This is a genomic window from Nonlabens sp. YIK11, from assembly GCF_001413925.1.
Lineage (GTDB): Bacteria > Bacteroidota > Bacteroidia > Flavobacteriales > Flavobacteriaceae > Nonlabens.
Window position 1 is genome coordinate 1,731,166 of record NZ_LBMJ01000001.1, and the last position, 18,134, is coordinate 1,749,299.

Here is an 18,134-nt window from a genome sequence, read left to right on the forward strand (position 1 = left end):
CTAGTTTTTGACGTATTTATCAGGACGTGCTTCATGCATGATGTCGTAAACTCGATCAAAGATATCGTCGACGCTGGGCTTAGAGAAATAATCTCCATCAGTTCCATACGCTGGTCGATGTTCTTTTGCAGTAAGGCATTGCGGTTTGCTGTCCAGATATCTCCACGCATCTTGTTTGCTGATGATCTCATTTAGAATATACGCACTCGCACCACCAGGAACATCTTCATCAACGACTAAAAGTCTGTTGGTTTTCTCCACACTTTTGACAATATCGTTGCTCACATCAAATGGTAAAAGGGATTGTGCGTCGATAACTTCTACATCAATTTCTACTGTTTGTAGAAGTTCTGCGGCATCCATCACTAATCTAAGGGTTGATCCGTAGGAAACAATCGTGAGATCTGTTCCTTCTTTCATCAACTCTACCTTACCTATAGGCGTTTTGAATGCGCCAAGATTTGCAGGCATCTTTTCCTTAAGTCGGTAGCCGTTCAAGCATTCTACTACAAGAGCAGGTTCGTCTGCTTCCATTAAGGTGTTGTAGAATCCAGCTGCCTGCGTCATGTTTCTAGGAACCAAGACATGAATACCACGAACAAGATTGATAATACCGCCCATAGGCGATCCACTATGCCATATACCTTCTAATCGGTGACCGCGCGTACGGATGATCAATGGCGCTTTTTGTTTCCCAGCGGTGCGATACTGCACGGTAGCAAGGTCATCACTCATCAATTGTAGACAATAGAGTAGGTAGTCTAGATACTGTATTTCTGCAATAGGGCGTAATCCACGCATGGCCATACCTATTCCTTGACCTAAAATCGTGGCTTCACGTATACCTGTGTCTGATACTCTAAGCTCACCATATTTTTCCTGCATGCCTTCCAATCCTTGATTGACATCGCCGATGGTTCCAGCATCCTCACCAAAGATGAGCATCTCTGGATATTTAGAAAATAGGGCATCAAAATTATCACGCATGATCAATCGAGCATCTACCATTTCTGCATCATCTGCATATGTAGGTGTCACAGGATCAATATTAAACACAGACCATTTTGAGTCACTGTATAATTTGCTGCCGTAATTGTGATGTTGTTCTTCAAGGTAGTCCTTGAGCCATTTTTTCGCTTGGTCTAGATGGGCGTTGCTCTCTTTGAGCGTCATTCTCAAAATACTGCGCACTCCTTCCAGAAGTTCTTTACTCATCAAATCTTTCTGACTTTTTAGGTCAGCGATGATAGGCTCAATAAAATTTTTGTTTGGAGAAGCGTTTGCAATAGCTTCCAGTATGGGCATGATCTCGTTGCGTTTTCCAACGATAGGCCTTAGGTAGGAATCCCAAGCGGCTTTTTTACCTTCACGCACTTCTTTTTTGATCTCTTTCTCCAGTGCAGTAAGATCTTCATCAGTTGCAATTCCGTTTTCTATGATCCAGTTTCTGAATTGCTTATTACAATCATGCGCGCGTTCCCAATTGAGACGCTCTTCATCCTTATAACGTTCATGGGAACCACTGGTAGAATGTCCTTGTGGTTGCGTCAATTCCTGCACATGGATCATGATTGGAACGTGCTCTTCTCTTGCTATGGCACCAGCTTTCTCATACGTAGCGACCAATTCTGGATAGTTCCATCCTTCTACTTCAAAAAGCTCATAGCCTGGATCATTTTCGTCACGCTGGAATCCAGCTTGTATCTTGCTTATGTTTTCTTTGGTAGTTTGATGTCTTGCGTGAACGCTAATACCATAGTCATCATCCCAGACACTTATCACCATGGGAACTTGTAAAACACCAGCGGCATTGAAGGTTTCCCAAAAGTGTCCTTCGCTTGTACTTGCATTACCTATGGTTCCCCAAGCGACCTCATTTCCATGATCTGAAAACGGATTGTCTTCTGCGATCACCGTACTGTTTCTAAATACCTTAGAAGCTTGCGCCAACCCTAAAAGTCTTGGCATCTGCGCTGCAGTAGGAGAAATGTCAGCACTAGAGTTTTTCTGATTTTTAAGGGATTTCCATGAACCATCTTCATTCAAACTATGCGTGGTAAAGTGGCCACCCATTTGTCTTCCTGCACTCATAGGCTCTTGCTCAATGTCTGTATTAGCATACAGACCCGCAAAAAACTGCTCAACGCTCAATTCACCTATCGCCATCATAAAGGTTTGATCGCGATAATAACCACTGCGCCAGTCACCTTTTTTAAAGGCTCTCGCCCAGGCGAGTTGTGGTAATTCCTTACCATCTCCAAAAATCCCAAATTTGGCCTTACCGGTAAGTACCTCGCGACGGCCCAAAAGACTGCACTCACGACTGGTAACCGCTATGCGATAGTCTTTTAGAATTTCATTATTAAAATCGTCCTTTAGGAGCACTTGTTCCGTAGATTCTTCAATTTGCATGTGTGGAAAATGGTTTATCCACAAAGATAATGAAACCCTCTTCCAGTTACAATAAAACTAGTACCAGCGACGATTGAAAAGATTCACAAAAGTATTGATGTCCAGAGTCACGATAAAACGGATTTTCTGGTCATAATCCTGTTGGGCAATTTCCCATCCATTATTGCTGTAAACAGGGAAATACAGCTCAAAATAATCCTGTAATAAATTTACACGTATACCGCTGTCGTAAACAAACTTTGGCGCGACGGTGGTGTTCTTGACTAAGCCTACATCACCAAACGCATAAATGTATTTCCAGATGCTGTAGGATGAATTGAGTGTCGTGATCCAGCGGTTTGCAAAAGCAGGCTCCAGTTGGGATTTGAATCCGCCTTCTGCTACGATGAGTTGCTGCGAGAAAAGCCCAGAGTCTTCAGATCTACCGTAATAGTTGTAATCAAAAAGGTAGTCTGTTGGGCGATCCAGAGCAAAAGAGAAAAAATCTGAATCTCCAGTGTCGTTATATAAAAAGGTACCCGCATAGAATCTAAAGTTCAACTGGCGATTGTCCTTGAAGAGCTTGCGCCATTCTGCACTACCATTAAGTTTTCCAAATTTCCCAGAAATCTCTGCGCCCACGCGATAAGAGAAGAATCTCTTGAGATTAGGGTCGCTGTGGTTCCAGTTGATACTAAAAACGTTGTAGTCAGGTTCATTGACTGGATTGCTTTCGTCTCTATCTCGATTTACCAAGATATTTCTAAAACTAAGTGTTTGCCTCTTGTTGCTTCTTAAATCTTCAGGTCTGTAAGATAGATTTAGGAATGTAGAAACTCTTCTATACAACAGGTCATCTGCATAGGAATAGGTATTTGCGCCAGCGCCATAGCGCACTTGATACAAACGCTCTGATCTATCCTCAATGGGTTTGGAATAAGCAAAACCGAAGGATCCTATCAGCTTTCCAGAGTTAGTCCCATAAGTAGGGTTGATCCCATATCTAAACGGCTTGGGCAACAAGTTACCGTTATAGAAACGCGCGCCTATGCTCACACCGTCGTACAGATTGTAACCCAGATCGGGTATCAAAAAAACCTCAGTTTTTGTAGGATCTTCCACATCCTTGAACAACTTTAAACTCAATGGTCTACTCAAACTTGGTAGACTTTTGAGCGTTCTATAATTATCTCGTTGCGAGAATTCAGGAATGAGCTGTTTATAGTTGAGAGCTATACGGTTAGCACGCTTTCGCGAAAGCGTCACCACGGTATCTCTAGCAAACGCCGGTAACCATCTTGTACTCACGATGCTATCATTGTCTAGCGTGTAGATGGGAACAGGTAACATTCTACCCGATTTATTTTTAAGCTTCACAGTAACGGAATCGTCCTCTTTTTTTACGGATCTTATTTTCCAATCCATGCGCACATGTGATTGTATATAGTCCTCAAAAAACCAATTGATGTCCTGATCTGTGTATGCGTCCAGAACGCCTCTAAAGTCTGTTGTAGAAATAGTTTTGGAAGAACTTGCGGCGTATAGTTCTTTGATCGTCTGGTCCAATGCGTCGTCCTGCAAATAATTGTCCAGATACAAAAGGCCAACGCCAGCTTTATAGGGAATACCTAATTCTTGGTTGTATTTGACCAGGCTATCTGCTGGCGTTGTGATCGCTTGATCGAGGTTGAGACGCGAGGTGTTCAAAAAGAGCAATGCGTACCTATCGTTAAAGCCTAGTTTTGCAGCATTGAAACTGCGCAATCCCCAAACTTTACTGAACTTTCCAGCAATTTTAAGGTCTGGATAATGGATCTGTTGATAATCCATCATAGCAAATACCGCGATGGAACTCGCAATCCAATAGTCTTCCCGAGGGTTTGTTTTCAAACCTTCGTCCAGCCATTTGCGCGTAATGGCTTTCAACATTCTTACTTCATAGGTAAATCCAGCTGGAAATGGATTTATAAAATCTGGCAGCGAACTAAGGCCAAAAACAGGGCTTTCGCGGTAAAAGCGATCAGACACCACTAGGTTATTATGAGGATAAGGTCCTAGCTTATCAGTGAGAAAGGCAGTGATTTTGTTGAGCAGCAATTGCTTCATTTCTGGAGCTAGATCGTCTTCCTTAATATCTGTGGTAACCAGAAGATCGTTAGTCTTAAAAGTTTTGAATTGATCGTTGGTATTCCTCAAATACAGATCTGCTTGAGAGTAGCTTTTTCCCTCAAACAAGTAGCTGTTTCTAACACCAGTAGGAGCATACAGAGTCAAGGGAACATTGCTGGTGGCAAACAGATTGGTAGGCGTGTGCAGGGAAATCGTGAAATCAATCGTTTTTCCATAAAAATCATCCAGATCTTTATGAGAATAGTATTCCCAAGATCCATCCACGAATTTTGCCGGATGCAAATACCAATATTTTAAGTTGTACTCACCTTTACTGGTTTTCCCGTAGTTGGTAAAGTCATCTTCGGGAATTTGTACGCTGTATTTTAGTTCGAAGGTTTTGGATTCTTTTGGCTTAAGTGGTGTGTCCAGTAATAATTCAACAATGTCTTGTTGATCATCAAGCCTGTGAATGGTATAATCCTTTGATCCATTTTCAGTTGAAATGACGGTTTTACCTCGATCCTCATCATTGGCAAATTGGAATCGGTTTTTGAAATCCTCTGCAAACCTGTTCGCAAGAGCCGTTTCCTTAGAGCTAAATGAGTTGGCCCAATCCAGCAATACGATTCGATCCCAATCTTCATAGGAATCATTAGTAACCGTTAGCGTTTGCTCGATTTTCAGTAAGTCATTTTCTGAATCAAGAAATGCAATGATTTTCGTTTGATTTTGAGCAAACGAAATCACTGGAATCAATAAAAATAGAAATCTCAAAGGTTTCAAATACAAATATTTAGGGAAAAACGATTAAGATAGTTAGGGCAATAGGTCGTTTGAGAAATGTAGGGCGCTAATGGTTGATCAATTACTGATCCAAAATTAAAAGTTGGGACTCAAAGAATATTTCTTGTAGAAATTATTGATGATTTCTACAGCTTCCTCGCTAGTATCTACCACGTGCAAGAGATCAATATCTTCAGGGCTTATGGTAAAGAACTTTTTATCCAGCGTGCCTTTGATCCAGTCCATAAGGCCTTCCCAAAACTCAGAACCCATCAAGATGATAGGAAAACGACCTATCTTTTTAGTCTGTATCAAAGTAATCGCCTCAAAAAGCTCGTCGAGTGTACCAAAACCTCCAGGCATCACTATAAAACCTTGAGAATACTTGACAAACATGACCTTGCGTGCAAAGAAGTAATCAAAATCGAGACTTTTATCACTATCAATGTATGGATTGTCATGCTGCTCAAAAGGCAAAGCAATGTTCAATCCTACTGATGTACCACCAGCCAGATGAGCGCCTTTGTTACCAGCTTCCATGATTCCAGGGCCACCACCAGTGATGACACCGTATCCGTTTTCTACGATCTTTTCTGCAACCTCTGTGGCGAGTTGGTAATATTTATTATCTGGTTTCAATCGAGCACTTCCAAAAATGGATACACATGGACCTATGCGGCTCATGCGTTCAAATCCCATTACAAATTCAGAAAGTATTTTAAAGGTGGCCCAACTATCGTTGGTCTTCAAATCATTCCATCCTTTTTCTCTTATCTCTTTTCTCATATGCTTACTTCAATTCTTTCTTTAAAAATCTAGCGGTATGGCTGGTTTTGTTTTTGGCCACTTGTTCTGGTGTTCCTGTGGCGATCACCTCGCCACCACCGCGACCACCTTCTAGTCCTATGTCAATGATATAGTCTGCAATTTTAATAACATCCATATTATGTTCTATGACGAGAACGGTATTTCCTTTATCTACTAATTTATTCAGGACTTGTAATAATACTCTAATATCTTCAAAATGCAAGCCCGTCGTTGGTTCATCTAGGATATAAAAGGTATTTCCAGTATCGCGCTTGGATAATTCTGTTGCCAGCTTGATACGTTGTGCCTCACCACCAGATAAAGTGGTAGACTGTTGTCCTAGAGTGATGTAGCCCAGGCCTACATCTTTAATGGTTTTTAGCTTGCGATGGATTTTAGGTATAGGTTCAAAGAAATCTGTAGCTTCATTAATGGTCATTTCCAAAACGTCACTTATCGATTTGCCTTTGTATCTAATTTCTAAGGTTTCCCTATTGAATCGCTTGCCTTGACACGTTTCACAAGTCACATAGACATCTGGTAAGAAATTCATTTCTATCACGCGCAAACCACCACCTTTACAGGTCTCGCAACGACCACCAACCACATTAAAGCTAAAACGGCCAGGTTTGTAACCTCGTATGAGTGCTTCTGGAGTTTTGGCAAATAGGGATCGCACCTCGTCAAAAGTTTTTGTGTAGGTAGCAGGATTTGATCGTGGCGTCCTACCTATAGGGCTTTGGTTAATATCAATCACCTTGTCACAATGGTCCAGACCTTTGATAGACTTGTAAGGCATGGGCTTTTTAACGCCATTGAAAAAATGCGCGTTCATGATAGGGTAGAGCGTCTCGTTAATCAATGTGGATTTACCGCTACCTGAAACACCACTCACAACAATCATTTTACCTAATGGAAAATCAACCGATACATTCTTTAAATTATTACCGGTACAGCCCTTTAAGGATATTTTCTTGCCGTTGCCTTTGCGACGTTCTTCAGGGATCTCGATTTTCATCTTACCGTTAAGATATTGGGCGGTCACCGTATCGTGTTTCAAGATCTCTGCAGGAGAACCTTGGCTAATGACCTCGCCACCGTATTTCCCAGCTCGCGGTCCTATATCGATCACATGGTCTGCGCGCTCGATCATGTCTTTATCGTGTTCTACCACAATGACCGAATTGCCCACGTCACGCAGCGATTCCAATGAATTGATCAACTTTTCATTGTCGCGCTGGTGCAGACCTATACTAGGCTCGTCTAAAATGTAAAGCACGCCCACGAGCTGCGAACCTATCTGGGTCGCCAGTCGTATGCGTTGCGCTTCACCACCAGAAAGTGATTTAGCACTTCTATTAAGTGATAAGTAATCAAGACCTACGTCCAACAAAAACTGAAGGCGTTCCCGTATTTCCTTTAATAATTCTGTGGCTATTTGTTTCTGCTTTCGCGAAAGCGAACTCTCCAAATCATCAAACCACGCGACCAGCTGCACGATATCCATCATGGCTAGGTCTGCAATGTTTTTCTCATTCACCTTGAAGTACAAAGATTCCTTTCTCAGCCTGGAACCATCACAAGTAGGACAGGTAACACGATCCATAAATTCTTTAGCCCATCGCACCAAGCTCGTGCTGTCATTGTTTTGGTAGGTTTGATCTATAAAGTTTGCGATTCCTTCAAAATCAATATTGTAGCTGCGCTTGACGCCCAATTCCTTAGAATCCACCTTGAGCGACTCCTTGCCACCGTAAAGAATCATCTGGATGGCCTCATCTGGCACATCACTCAATGGATCTGTCAATTTAAAACCGAATTTTGTGGCGATAAGCTCCAGTTGCTTGAAGATCCAGTTTTTCTTGTTGTCTGGATAAGGAGCAAGGCCACCTTTTTTGATACTCAAACTGGTATCTGGTATGATTTTGTCAGGATTGACTTGATACAAGGTTCCTATACCATTACAGGTTTGGCAGGCGCCTTTAGGTGAATTGAACGAGAAATTGTTGGGCTCTGGCTCTGGATAAGAAATTCCAGTTGTGGGGCACATCAAATTACGAGAGAAATAGCGTCCGTCCTTGCTGCCTTGAGGTACGACCATCGCTATGTCATTACCGTGATACATCGCGGTTTTTATGGATTCATCCAGTCGTTTGATATCTTCATCTGTCGTGCCCACTTGGATGCGGTCAATGACAATTTCTATGTCATGCGTTTTGTATCGATCCAGCTTCATGCCTTTTGTGATATCGACGATCATACCGTCGACTCGCACCTTGACAAAACCTTGCTTTGCAATTTGTTCAAACAGTTCCCGGTAATGTCCTTTACGGGAACGTATCACCGGTGCCAACAAGTTGATGCGATCGCCTGTGTAATCATCTATAATCAACTGTCTGATTTGCTCGTCACTATAGCTCACCATTTTCTCACCCGTATTGTAAGAATAGGCATCGCTCGCGCGAGCGAACAACAGTCTCAAGAAATCATAGATTTCTGTAATCGTACCAACGGTACTGCGCGGACTTTTTGAAGTAGTTTTTTGCTCAATAGCGATAACCGGCGACAAGCCATCGATTTTGTCAACGTCTGGACGTTCAAGACCACCCAGAAACTGACGTGCATAGGCAGAAAAAGTCTCAATGTAGCGACGCTGACCTTCTGCATAAATGGTGTCAAAAGCCAACGAACTTTTTCCAGAACCAGAAAGTCCGGTAATGACTACCAGCTTTTCTCTGGGAATATTGACATCTATGTTTTTTAGGTTATGTACTCGAGCTCCTTGAACTTCTATAAAATCTTCGTTTTGGGACATATTTTTCATGCAATTCTGCGAAGTTACCTTATTGCAATTTGCTGTCCATATAATGTTTTATCAAAAAATTAATTGTTTCATTTCCAGATGTTAGTTCGATTAAATGAAGGTGGTAGCTTACCTTTAAACGATTAATCTAACGATACATCGTAATGTGCTGGGTTTGCAAAATCTGTCATGTCTGATTTACGTAGATCCTTGTAGTTTTGCTATATAACTGTGAAACTTAAAGCAACCTAACCTATGAGTAGATTTTACCCAAAAAGTGATATTCGAACTTTGCTTTATGCCATGCTTAGGGTTGGCTTGGGTCTGTATCTACTTATCCATGCAGTGATAGGTTTGATGGACATGGACAACTTTATGTTGACCGCTTTGGGATATCTTGAAGATTCCTCTGTAGAATTTTTAGCCTATTTGACACCTATAATTCCGTTTATGGAATTTTTCCTGGCCGTCATGATCTTGACAGGTATTTATACTAGGGCCGCCTTGCAATGGGCAACTGGTATAGGCATCTTTTTTATTCTCATGTTTCATTATTTGGACGATCTGTCCAGCGCCCTGGAACATGCATATACTGTAGTGATCAAGCTTACATTGATTATAGGGGTTTACTACAATAAATTTTCACTGGATTATTACAACCTCTGGAACGTGCGCAAGGAAGTTGCCTCTATTGAGCAGAGACATCAGTAATAGGGATTTCAAGCCCAAATACTGATTTTTTCATGGCGAGTGGGAAACCTGCATCTGTCATTTGCCAATCTTCCCATTTAGCCTCAATACCATCTAACGGAATAATATTTACCCACATTTTGAAATTCTGTGGGCGATAATTCTTGTCAAGTTTCCATACATAAACGTCTCCAGGCGTGGATCCACCTCTGGTGTATCTCACAAGTAACTTCTCCTGTGCATCTTCTTGAATAACTTCACGTTCCGTTCCTGGGTCCATGATTTTATGCGGTGCCACTAACCAGAAACTATCGTTGTTGAAATTGTTCAAGGCATATTCAATCGCATCTTGTTTTGAATCACCTTGTAGTAGATTACCTTTTTCGAAAGCAGTGCTTTTAGAAACATCTTTAGTCAAAAGATATACTTTGTTTTCATTCCATAGTACCACAACACTATCTTGTTGTGGATACCATTCATAATGATTTTTATCCCTAAAGGTCCAGGAGATTTTTTGAGCTTTGAGATAATCCTCGTGATCTATAGCTTCCAGCATTTTGAGAGCTAGCGCATCTGCACTATCGCCCTTCGTTCCGCTAGGAACATCTTCATCAAAAGCAAATTTAAGGGCAAAACCGGCGATCACTAAAAGTATTAGAATCCCTAAGAACAGTTTAAGAATAATTTTAAGAAATTTCTTCATATTAAAAATATTACAATTGGATCAAATTTTTAATAGGAATATTCTAGATCAAATTATCAGGACTGTAAAAAGGACGTTATCCATTATTGAAACTTTATTTGAAAACTATCTTTTCAAAAATGGTTTCGTGTAATCTCCTTGCCTAGTTTTGATAGTGATGAAATACATGCCAGCACTTAAATGTGCAACATCTGCCTTTCCATTATTTGTATTTGAATCTATGGCTTCTATCGTTTGTCCGTGCAAATTTTTTATTTCGATTGTTTCAGGCTGAGTTAATTTACCTCCAGCTAATGAATAATTCAACTCGTTGCGAACTGGGTTAGGGAAAATTGAAATGGAAGTTTTAGTCGAGAGAGTTTCTTCGATACTTAGTGTGGCATCCTCAAATTTCCAGAAGTCATTGAATTCCACAGTACCTGCTGCATTTGTTGTATAACCTAAACCCATATAACCTACATTGTTAATAGAAAAGGAAGTTGGTGCAATACGACCATTACCCCAAAATGATTCTGCTTCAGTCCATTCACCGTTTTCAAAATCATACCTCCAGAAGTCTCTTGCTGTCTGATAACCCATACCTGCATAGCCATAATTGTTTAATGCAAAAAAAACACAATCAGTAGAAGCATTCCCAGGATAATCAGATTTTTTTGTCCAGACGTTTTTTGCTGTGTCATATTCATAGAAATCCTTCAAATCTCTAGGTCCTTCATTTTGATTGTTTTTCCCTAGACCTATATAACCTTTTGAATCACTGGCAAACCCAACGGCTCTAGTCCTCACTTCTCCTGGCACATTTGCTTTTCTCGTCCATATTTTTCCTTTAGGATTAAATTCCCAGAAATCATTGGTCTCATTCCCTACACTCGATAAAGTTGAACCAGTACCCAAATATGCTTTATCGTTAATCACAAATGCAACGGAATTTCTAAGTCCACTTCCTGGGATAAAGGAATTGAATGACCACCGGTTGGTATCTGGATTATATTCCCAAATGTCCCTTGAACTTTCTTGCCCACTGCTATTGCCGCCTAAACCTAGATATCCGATTCCGTCAACGGAAAAACTAATGGCACCACCTCTTAGAGAGCCACCTACATCAGCTTTTTGGGTCCAAGTGTCGTTAGTGGGATCATATTCCCACAAATCGTTATAATAGGTACCGTTAGTACCGCCAGTACTGATATAACCTTTATCGCCTATTGAAAAGCCGCTAGCCCATGCTCGTGGATTACCTTGAAAACCAGCAACAGGTATCCAGCTTTCTTGAGCTTGAATAGAATTGCCGATTATAATACAAAATAGAAAGAGTAAAGTTTTTTTCATGGAGTATAGTTTATTTGTAGGCTATCCAATTCTTTCAAAGATACGGATGGAGGGAAAATATTGTGCATGATTTTAAATTTCATCAATTCCCCAACCTTATCTGCATCACGTTTTGATCTAAACAACTGCAAGCCGTTGACTGCTGGTATTTGATTTTGTACAATTAATTTTTTGTCCTGTTTTATAATGTAGAAACCCCAGCCACCATTTACTTCGTGCGTATCGACGACTACATTTTGATTGACCTTTACAGGAGAATTTTCTTGGGCCTCTTGATTAATAAAATAAAGGCCTATTATAGTTACTAATAAAGAACTAATTAAAAAAATCAATTTGTGTGTAGATGTTACATTCATCCTGTTGGTCGTTAAAACCTTTTATAGATAAAATGGTTGGAAGGCCTCAACAAGGCTTTCAAATTTACTTGCCGAACTTTTTCTCATAATCCACGATGGCTTGTTGTACAATTTTCATGGCCTTCTCGCGTCCCTGGAAATCTTCTACATCCACCGTTTTGTTCTCTAGCTTTTTGTAGTCTTCAAAGAAATTGCGCATTTCCTTTTTCCAGTATTCTGGCAGTTCTGACACGTCATTGAAGTGCGCGACACTCATGTCGTTAGCTGCAACGGCTATAATTTTGTCATCCATCTCGCCGCCATCCATCATTTGCATCACGCCTATGACTTTAGCCTCAACCAGACACATGGGAACAATCTCAATTTGTGATAGTACCAGGATATCAAGTGGATCCTGGTCATCACAATAGGTGCGTGGTATAAAACCGTAATTGGTTGGATAATACATGGACGAGTAGATCACACGATCCAGGATCAACATTCCAGATTCCTTGTCCAGCTCGTATTTAGCTCTCGTATTCTTTGGTATTTCAATAATTCCAGTTACCGTTTCTGGAGCATTCTCGCCATAACTTACATCATGCCACGGATTCATTTTCATAGTCATCGGTTTTTATAAAAGCTTGCAAATTTAAGGTTTATACGCTTTCGCGAAAGCGAACTCCACACAAAACTCATCACAATCATCAACTCCAGTGATTTTTACCGATGACTCCTTGCAGCTAAAGGCGTGTTAAAAGACCAAAAGCGTAAATTTTGTTCACGTCTGACGACTATCTTTAAACTATGACGAGACAGGAACGCAGCGGCTTTAAGTTTGAATTCTACGATCCCAAAGAGTTGGATCCATTTGATAAGTTGTTTGATATTTTCAAAGAGCTTATCACGCATACTTCAGGAGATTTTGACGAGGCCATTGACTGGTTGCGCGAGCTGGATAAGGAATACAAGCTTACTACACCAGAATATACCATCGACGATTTTATAGAAGATCTTAAAGAACGTGGCTATATAAGAGAAGAATTTGATCCCAATGCCAATGGCGATGGAGAAGGAGACGAGGAAGGCAGTGGACCTGGAAAATACTCGATCACGGCCAAAACGGAGCAACTGCTGCGCAAACATGCCTTGAATCAGATTTTTGGGAACATGCGCAAGGGAAATACCGGTAACCACAAGACCAACAAATTAGGGTCTGGTGATGAACATACCGGTGATTTTAGAGAATATCGATTTGGCGATGGTCTGGATCGCATTTCCATGACCGAGAGTTTGCGCAACGCGCAGATCAATCATGGGATGGACGATTTCTATCTTTCAGAAAGTGATTTGATCGTTGAGGACACGCAATTCAAAGCACAAATGAGTACCGTGTTGATGATTGATATCTCACACTCCATGATTCTTTATGGGGAAGATCGCATCACACCTGCAAAAAAAGTTGCCATGGCGCTGGCGGAATTGATCACCACACGTTATCCCAAGGACACGCTGGATATCATCGTATTTGGTAATGATGCCTGGCCCATCAAAATAGCCGATTTACCTTATTTAAAAGTTGGACCTTATCACACAAATACAGTAGCTGGTTTACAACTGGCCATGGACATTTTGCGCCGCAAGAGAAATACCAATAAGCAGATCTTTATGATCACTGATGGTAAACCCAGTTGCCTGCGATTGAAAGATGGTCGGTATTATAAAAACTCCAATGGGTTGGATGAATATATTGTGGAAAAATGCTACACGATGGCCGCACAGGCAAGACGTTTGCATATTCCCATTACCACTTTTATGATTGCTAATGATCCTTATTTGCAACGTTTCATTGATGAATTCACTGAGGCTAATCAAGGAAAGGCATTTTTCACTGGGCTTCAAGGGCTAGGTGAGATGATCTTTCATGATTATGAAGCAAATAGGAGAAAGAGATTGAAATAGAAAATTACAATACTTATTCGAGCTTAGCTAAGTACTACTTCAAGGATTGGTGTAGCGATCTCGAAAGAGAGATGATTTAATCAAGAATAGATTCCGTTAATCAACGGGAAGACAATAAAAATATGAACATAGAAAATATTAAGACATTAGGCGAACTCAAAACCTCTGGATGGAAATCAAAATCCATCAAAGACGAGTTGAGAGATAATCTTAAAGAGAATATCAAAAGCGGTAAAGATTCATTTACAGGAATTCATGGTTACGAGAATAGTGTGATACCAGAATTGGAACGCGCCATTTTGTCTAAACACAACATCAATCTTTTAGGATTACGTGGACAGGCAAAAACACGACTGGCAAGACTCATGACTGGTTTGTTGGATGAGTACATACCATTCGTCTCTGATAGTGAGATCCACGATGATCCACTGGCACCGTTGTCTAGAACTGCGCAACAGCTTATTGAGGAACACGGCGATAACACGCCTATTTCATGGTTACATCGCGACGATCGTTTTTATGAAAAACTAGCCACGCCAGACGTGACGGTAGCAGACTTGATAGGAGATATCGATCCCATTAAAGCAGCTAATCTCAAATTGAGTTATGCTGATGATCGCGTGATTCACTACGGTATGATTCCGCGAGCGAACCGCTGTATTTTCGTTATCAACGAGCTTCCAGATTTACAGGCTAGAATTCAAGTGGCGCTTTTCAACATTCTACAGGAAGGTGACATCCAAATTAGAGGTTTTAAACTAAGACTCGCGCTGGATATGCAGTTTGTTTTTACAGCCAATCCAGAAGATTATACCAACCGCGGTAGCATCGTGACGCCATTAAAAGACAGAATAGGTTCACAAATCCTTACGCACTATCCAGAGAGCATCGAGATTGCCAAAACGATTACCCAACAGGAAGCCCGTAACGATGATCGCATCAAGGAAATAGTTTATGTTCCTGAACTGGCTAAAGACCTACTAGAGCAGATCAGTTTTTCTGCACGTGAGTCAGAATATGTAGATGAAAAGAGCGGTGTGAGCGCCCGTATGAGTATCACGGCTTATGAAAATCTATTAAGCACTGCAGAGCGTCGTTCCCTTATGAATGGTGATGATAAGACTGTGATACGTCTATCTGATTTTGCTGGAGTGATTCCGTCCATCACTGGAAAGATTGAATTGGTTTATGAAGGAGAGCAAGAAGGTGCTGCTTTTGTCGCAAACGAATTAATAGGAGATGCTATCAAGACTTTATTCCCATCCTATTTCCCAGAGCTCAAAAAACTCAAGAAGCCAGATGAAGAAACACCTTACGACAAGCTGGTAGAATGGTTCTTTAATAATGATGCCTTGGAACTATTGGATGAACTAAATGATTCTGATTATAGAGCACTGATTGATCAGGTAACGCCACTGGAAGATCTGGTGCAAAAACACCAGCCAGAAACCAGTATGGAAGATCGTTATTTTTTAAAGGAGTTTATCCTTTGGGCGCTTGTAGAATTTGACAAGCTCAGTAAAAAACGATTTACAGAAGGCTACCAATTCAATGACCTTTACAGTGATTTTGTAAAGGGTATTTAAAAAATACTGCAATTCTTTATGGGTTGATGTTCATGGGTAATACCTTTGAATATCAACCTTTTTTTATGCGATCCCTTTACTTTATTCTTTTCATTACCACTGCTTTTATATCCTGCAAGTCAGAACCTGAAGTCGAGCCAGACCTACAATTAAACAAAGAACAACAACAAAAACTACACATGACAGCCGTGAGTCTCATGGATGCCATTGGTGCCAACAGACCTCATGTGGTTATGGATCAATTTGACCATAAGTCGTTCTCAAAACGTTTGGGTAAAAATTTCTACCAATTCAGCGCACAGGAACAATCCTTAATTATGGGTACGCTAGTGAATACGCTGGGTCAAAGTATCGCTACGTTGACCACAGCTATTGCAAATCAACAGTATGTGGTCAGATTGCTGGATACCAGACAATATGGTAATGTATCTGTAGTCACCTTAGATGTAGTTACTCAGGATCAGCAAGATCTAGTGAACTTCTTAGTGCTGTATCTCAAAGAGAATAAGGGTGGAGAGTTTGTTTTAGTGAATTTTTACAACGTTTACGATGGTAAAAGCTTTGGCCAACTGGCTAAAGCCTTTTTGGAATATGATTTTGGAAGTGAGCGAATCATGAGACATCTCAAAAACTCTATGGAAACCGCAGAGAGCGCAATGTACTATGAAAGAGTTGGTGAATATGAAAAGGCGTATGACCAGATGAATTCCATGAGCAAGGTATTTAGGGATTTTGGACAATTTCCAGTTTATAGAACCAAGCTGGCCTCAAGAGTTAATGATTCTATTTATCTGGAAGAACTCGACCATCTCAAGGAGCTAACACCTAACGAGCAGAGTAGAAAGCTTTACGATTGTCTCGACTTAGACCTTACTGGAACTGAGGTTACCGCCACACAATGCTGGGAAGAGTTTCAAGCCATCCTGCTGGAAAGAACAGAAGACTAGCCTTTATTTTCCTTTACTAGGTTATCGAGAGTACCTGTGTATTCACCGTTGGCAACCATCATTTTTCTAGCTTTCTGTGCGGTGGCGAGTGCCTCTTTTTTGGCTCCCAATTTCTTTAGATAGCTTGTTTTTAAAAACAAGGTACCACTAGATGGTTTGATTTCAAAGGACCTGTTTACAAGTACCAATCCTGCTTGAAGATCCTTAACATCTGTCAGATTGTTATAGATGGACCACGCCATTCTATTCAAGTTGGCATCGCTGTGCCATAGGGTTTGTAGATTGGTCTTGGTCAATTTAGGATGAGCACCAGCGATCACCTTTAAGTCGCTAGGTACCGGTTGATAGGCTAGGAGCTCCTTGGTAGGTTTCATGATGGCATGCTTTGAAAAAAGCGTTTTCAAGTCTGCATCTGCCATCGCGCCAGTGTGCTGTCCCAGCACTGTACCGTTCTTTAAAAATACGAAAGTAGGTACGCCAGCGATATTGAGAATATCATCGGTAATATTCTGGTCAATGTCCATTTTATAAATGGTGGCCACAGCTTTGGGATCGCTGGCCATTTTTTCAATGCCAGGTTTCATCATGCGGCAAGGACCGCACCAGCTTGCCGTAAAATAAAGTACTTTCATCTCATTGTCAGCTTTCATTACGGTGGTTGACATGTCAGCATCTGCAATAAAATCTTGCGCTGTAGCCGCATTCAGCATAAAAAGTGAACAAAAAGTGATAAGAAAGTATTTCATAAGTACTGCGTTTGGCAACTTGCTATCTAATTTTATACCAAAGTGATTGTTGTTGAGTTCGTTTTCGCGAAAGCGACATCTTTCAACCACCCACAATCAAAAATAAGAACTTACCACATCATCATAAACCTATTGCATGAATAACCGAAAAGAACAACTTGAAGCGCTGGACCGATTGCTTACCATTATGGATGAGTTGCGGGAAGGATGTCCATGGGACCGTAAGCAGACCTTGCAATCCCTGCGACATCTTACCATTGAGGAAACCTATGAGCTGGGCGATGCGATACTGGATAATGATATGGAAGAGATCCCTAAAGAGTTGGGAGATTTGTTGCTACACATTGTTTTTTATTCCAAAATAGGCTCTGAAACCAACGATTTTGACATTGCCACCGTGGCTCATGGGATATGCGACAAGCTGGTATCCAGGCATCCACATATCTATGGCGATGTTGAGGTGGCCGATGAAGAAGAGGTCAAGCAAAACTGGGAAGCGCTCAAGCTTAAAGAAGGTAAAAAAAGCGTGCTGGAAGGTGTGCCTAAAAGTTTACCGGCATTAGTAAAAAGTTCTCGAATTCAAGACAAGGTCGCTGGTGTAGGCTTTGACTGGGAACGACCAGAGCAGGTCAAGGAAAAACTGGAAGAGGAACTGCAAGAACTTCAAGAAGAGGTAGACAACGGCAACAAGGATGCTATTGAAGCAGAATTTGGCGATGTGCTGTTCTCTTTAGTCAATTATGGCAAGCATCTAGGAGTCAATCCAGAGGACGCGCTGGAGCGCACCAATAAAAAATTTATCAAGCGCTTTCAATATCTGGAATCTAAAGCAGGTGAACTGGGAAAGAACTTGAGCGACATGACTCTTGCCGAAATGGATGTTTTCTGGGATGAGGCTAAAAAGCTAGGATAAAAAAATGGCGCCCAACGGGCGCCATTC

General features: G+C 41.1%; 14 protein-coding genes. 5 read left to right on the forward strand and 9 right to left on the reverse strand.

Translation table 11 applies throughout. The features are described from left to right. The 4 genes from AAU57_RS07915 to uvrA all read right to left on the reverse strand — a co-directional run bounded on the left by AAU57_RS07915 (position 1) and on the right by uvrA (position 8,908). A complete protein-coding gene (locus tag AAU57_RS07915) occupies positions 1-2,412 on the reverse strand; it encodes a thiamine pyrophosphate-dependent enzyme (protein WP_055412396.1) in 2,412 nt (803 codons plus the stop codon). A gap of 57 nt (positions 2,413-2,469) precedes the next feature. Then, positions 2,470-5,286 (reverse strand): hypothetical protein, encoded by a 2,817-nt coding sequence (locus AAU57_RS07920; RefSeq protein WP_055412397.1) that lies wholly within the window; start codon positions 5,284-5,286, stop codon positions 2,470-2,472. Between the two features lie 96 nt (positions 5,287-5,382). Next, positions 5,383-6,072, reverse strand: a complete 690-nt coding sequence (locus AAU57_RS07925) for a TIGR00730 family Rossman fold protein (protein WP_055412398.1) — start codon at positions 6,070-6,072, stop codon at positions 5,383-5,385. A gap of 4 nt (positions 6,073-6,076) precedes the next feature. Beyond that, positions 6,077-8,908 (reverse strand): excinuclease ABC subunit UvrA, encoded by a 2,832-nt coding sequence (uvrA, locus tag AAU57_RS07930; RefSeq protein ID WP_055413710.1) that lies wholly within the window; start codon positions 8,906-8,908, stop codon positions 6,077-6,079. Positions 8,909-9,151: 243 nt separating this feature from the next. On the opposite strand from uvrA, the gene AAU57_RS07935 reads away from it, so the two are divergent. After that, positions 9,152-9,607, forward strand: coding sequence for a hypothetical protein (locus AAU57_RS07935; protein ID WP_055412399.1), 456 nt, complete (start codon positions 9,152-9,154; stop codon positions 9,605-9,607). On the opposite strand, the gene AAU57_RS07940 is transcribed toward AAU57_RS07935, so the two are convergent. The 4 genes from AAU57_RS07940 to AAU57_RS07955 all read right to left on the reverse strand — a co-directional run bounded on the left by AAU57_RS07940 (position 9,585) and on the right by AAU57_RS07955 (position 12,575). Next, positions 9,585-10,289 carry a hypothetical protein gene (locus AAU57_RS07940; protein WP_055412400.1) on the reverse strand — a complete coding sequence of 235 codons (705 nt, stop codon included), beginning with the start codon at positions 10,287-10,289 and terminating at the stop codon, positions 9,585-9,587. The genes AAU57_RS07935 and AAU57_RS07940 overlap by 23 nt on opposite strands. 105 nt (positions 10,290-10,394) lie before the next feature. Further along, positions 10,395-11,618, reverse strand: coding sequence for a kelch repeat-containing protein (locus AAU57_RS07945; RefSeq protein ID WP_055412401.1), 1,224 nt, complete (start codon positions 11,616-11,618; stop codon positions 10,395-10,397). Continuing rightward, the gene (locus AAU57_RS07950; protein ID WP_055412402.1) at positions 11,615-11,974 is read right to left on the reverse strand and encodes a DUF4907 domain-containing protein; all 360 of its coding nucleotides are present in this window, start codon (positions 11,972-11,974) and stop codon (positions 11,615-11,617) included. The genes AAU57_RS07945 and AAU57_RS07950 overlap by 4 nt, the downstream gene beginning before the upstream one ends. Positions 11,975-12,038: 64 nt before the next feature. After that, positions 12,039-12,575: an inorganic diphosphatase gene (locus AAU57_RS07955; protein ID WP_197275400.1), complete on the reverse strand. Its 537-nt coding sequence runs from the start codon at positions 12,573-12,575 to the stop codon at positions 12,039-12,041. A 185-nt stretch (positions 12,576-12,760) separates the two neighbouring features. Here AAU57_RS07955 and AAU57_RS07960 point away from each other — a divergent pair, with 185 nt between their 5' ends. The 3 genes from AAU57_RS07960 to AAU57_RS07970 all read left to right on the forward strand — a co-directional run bounded on the left by AAU57_RS07960 (position 12,761) and on the right by AAU57_RS07970 (position 16,448). After that, positions 12,761-13,915 carry a vWA domain-containing protein gene (locus tag AAU57_RS07960; RefSeq protein WP_055412403.1) on the forward strand — a complete coding sequence of 385 codons (1,155 nt, stop codon included), beginning with the start codon at positions 12,761-12,763 and terminating at the stop codon, positions 13,913-13,915. 122 nt (positions 13,916-14,037) lie between these two features. Next, a complete protein-coding gene (locus AAU57_RS07965) occupies positions 14,038-15,501 on the forward strand; it encodes a hypothetical protein (protein ID WP_055412404.1) in 1,464 nt (487 codons plus the stop codon). Positions 15,502-15,566: 65 nt separating this feature from the next. After that, positions 15,567-16,448: a hypothetical protein gene (locus AAU57_RS07970; RefSeq protein WP_156340054.1), complete on the forward strand. Its 882-nt coding sequence runs from the start codon at positions 15,567-15,569 to the stop codon at positions 16,446-16,448. Here AAU57_RS07970 and AAU57_RS07975 read toward each other — a convergent pair. Beyond that, positions 16,445-17,194, reverse strand: coding sequence for a thioredoxin family protein (locus tag AAU57_RS07975; protein WP_156340056.1), 750 nt, complete (start codon positions 17,192-17,194; stop codon positions 16,445-16,447). The genes AAU57_RS07970 and AAU57_RS07975 overlap by 4 nt on opposite strands. Before the next feature lie 136 nt (positions 17,195-17,330). Here AAU57_RS07975 and mazG point away from each other — a divergent pair, with 136 nt between their 5' ends. After that, positions 17,331-18,107, forward strand: coding sequence for a nucleoside triphosphate pyrophosphohydrolase (mazG, locus tag AAU57_RS07980; protein ID WP_055412407.1), 777 nt, complete (start codon positions 17,331-17,333; stop codon positions 18,105-18,107). Positions 18,108-18,134 lie beyond the last annotated feature (27 nt).

Bases quoted from the DNA above. Each gene is read 5' to 3' on its own strand.
- AAU57_RS07970 (WP_156340054.1), top strand. From the start codon at position 15,567: ATGCGATCCCTTTACTTTATTCTTTTCATTACCACTGCTTTTATATCC.
- mazG (WP_055412407.1), top strand. From the start codon at position 17,331: ATGAATAACCGAAAAGAACAACTTGAAGCGCTGGACCGATTGCTTACC.
- AAU57_RS07955 (WP_197275400.1), bottom strand. From the start codon at position 12,575: ATGAAAATGAATCCGTGGCATGATGTAAGTTATGGCGAGAATGCTCCA.
- AAU57_RS07940 (WP_055412400.1), bottom strand. From the start codon at position 10,289: ATGAAGAAATTTCTTAAAATTATTCTTAAACTGTTCTTAGGGATTCTA.
- AAU57_RS07960 (WP_055412403.1), top strand. From the start codon at position 12,761: ATGACGAGACAGGAACGCAGCGGCTTTAAGTTTGAATTCTACGATCCC.
- AAU57_RS07925 (WP_055412398.1), bottom strand. From the start codon at position 6,072: ATGAGAAAAGAGATAAGAGAAAAAGGATGGAATGATTTGAAGACCAAC.
- AAU57_RS07975 (WP_156340056.1), bottom strand. From the start codon at position 17,194: ATGAAATACTTTCTTATCACTTTTTGTTCACTTTTTATGCTGAATGCG.
- AAU57_RS07935 (WP_055412399.1), top strand. From the start codon at position 9,152: ATGAGTAGATTTTACCCAAAAAGTGATATTCGAACTTTGCTTTATGCC.
- AAU57_RS07915 (WP_055412396.1), bottom strand. From the start codon at position 2,412: ATGCAAATTGAAGAATCTACGGAACAAGTGCTCCTAAAGGACGATTTT.
- uvrA (WP_055413710.1), bottom strand. From the start codon at position 8,908: ATGTCCCAAAACGAAGATTTTATAGAAGTTCAAGGAGCTCGAGTACAT.
- AAU57_RS07950 (WP_055412402.1), bottom strand. From the start codon at position 11,974: ATGAATGTAACATCTACACACAAATTGATTTTTTTAATTAGTTCTTTA.
- AAU57_RS07945 (WP_055412401.1), bottom strand. From the start codon at position 11,618: ATGAAAAAAACTTTACTCTTTCTATTTTGTATTATAATCGGCAATTCT.
- AAU57_RS07965 (WP_055412404.1), top strand. From the start codon at position 14,038: ATGAACATAGAAAATATTAAGACATTAGGCGAACTCAAAACCTCTGGA.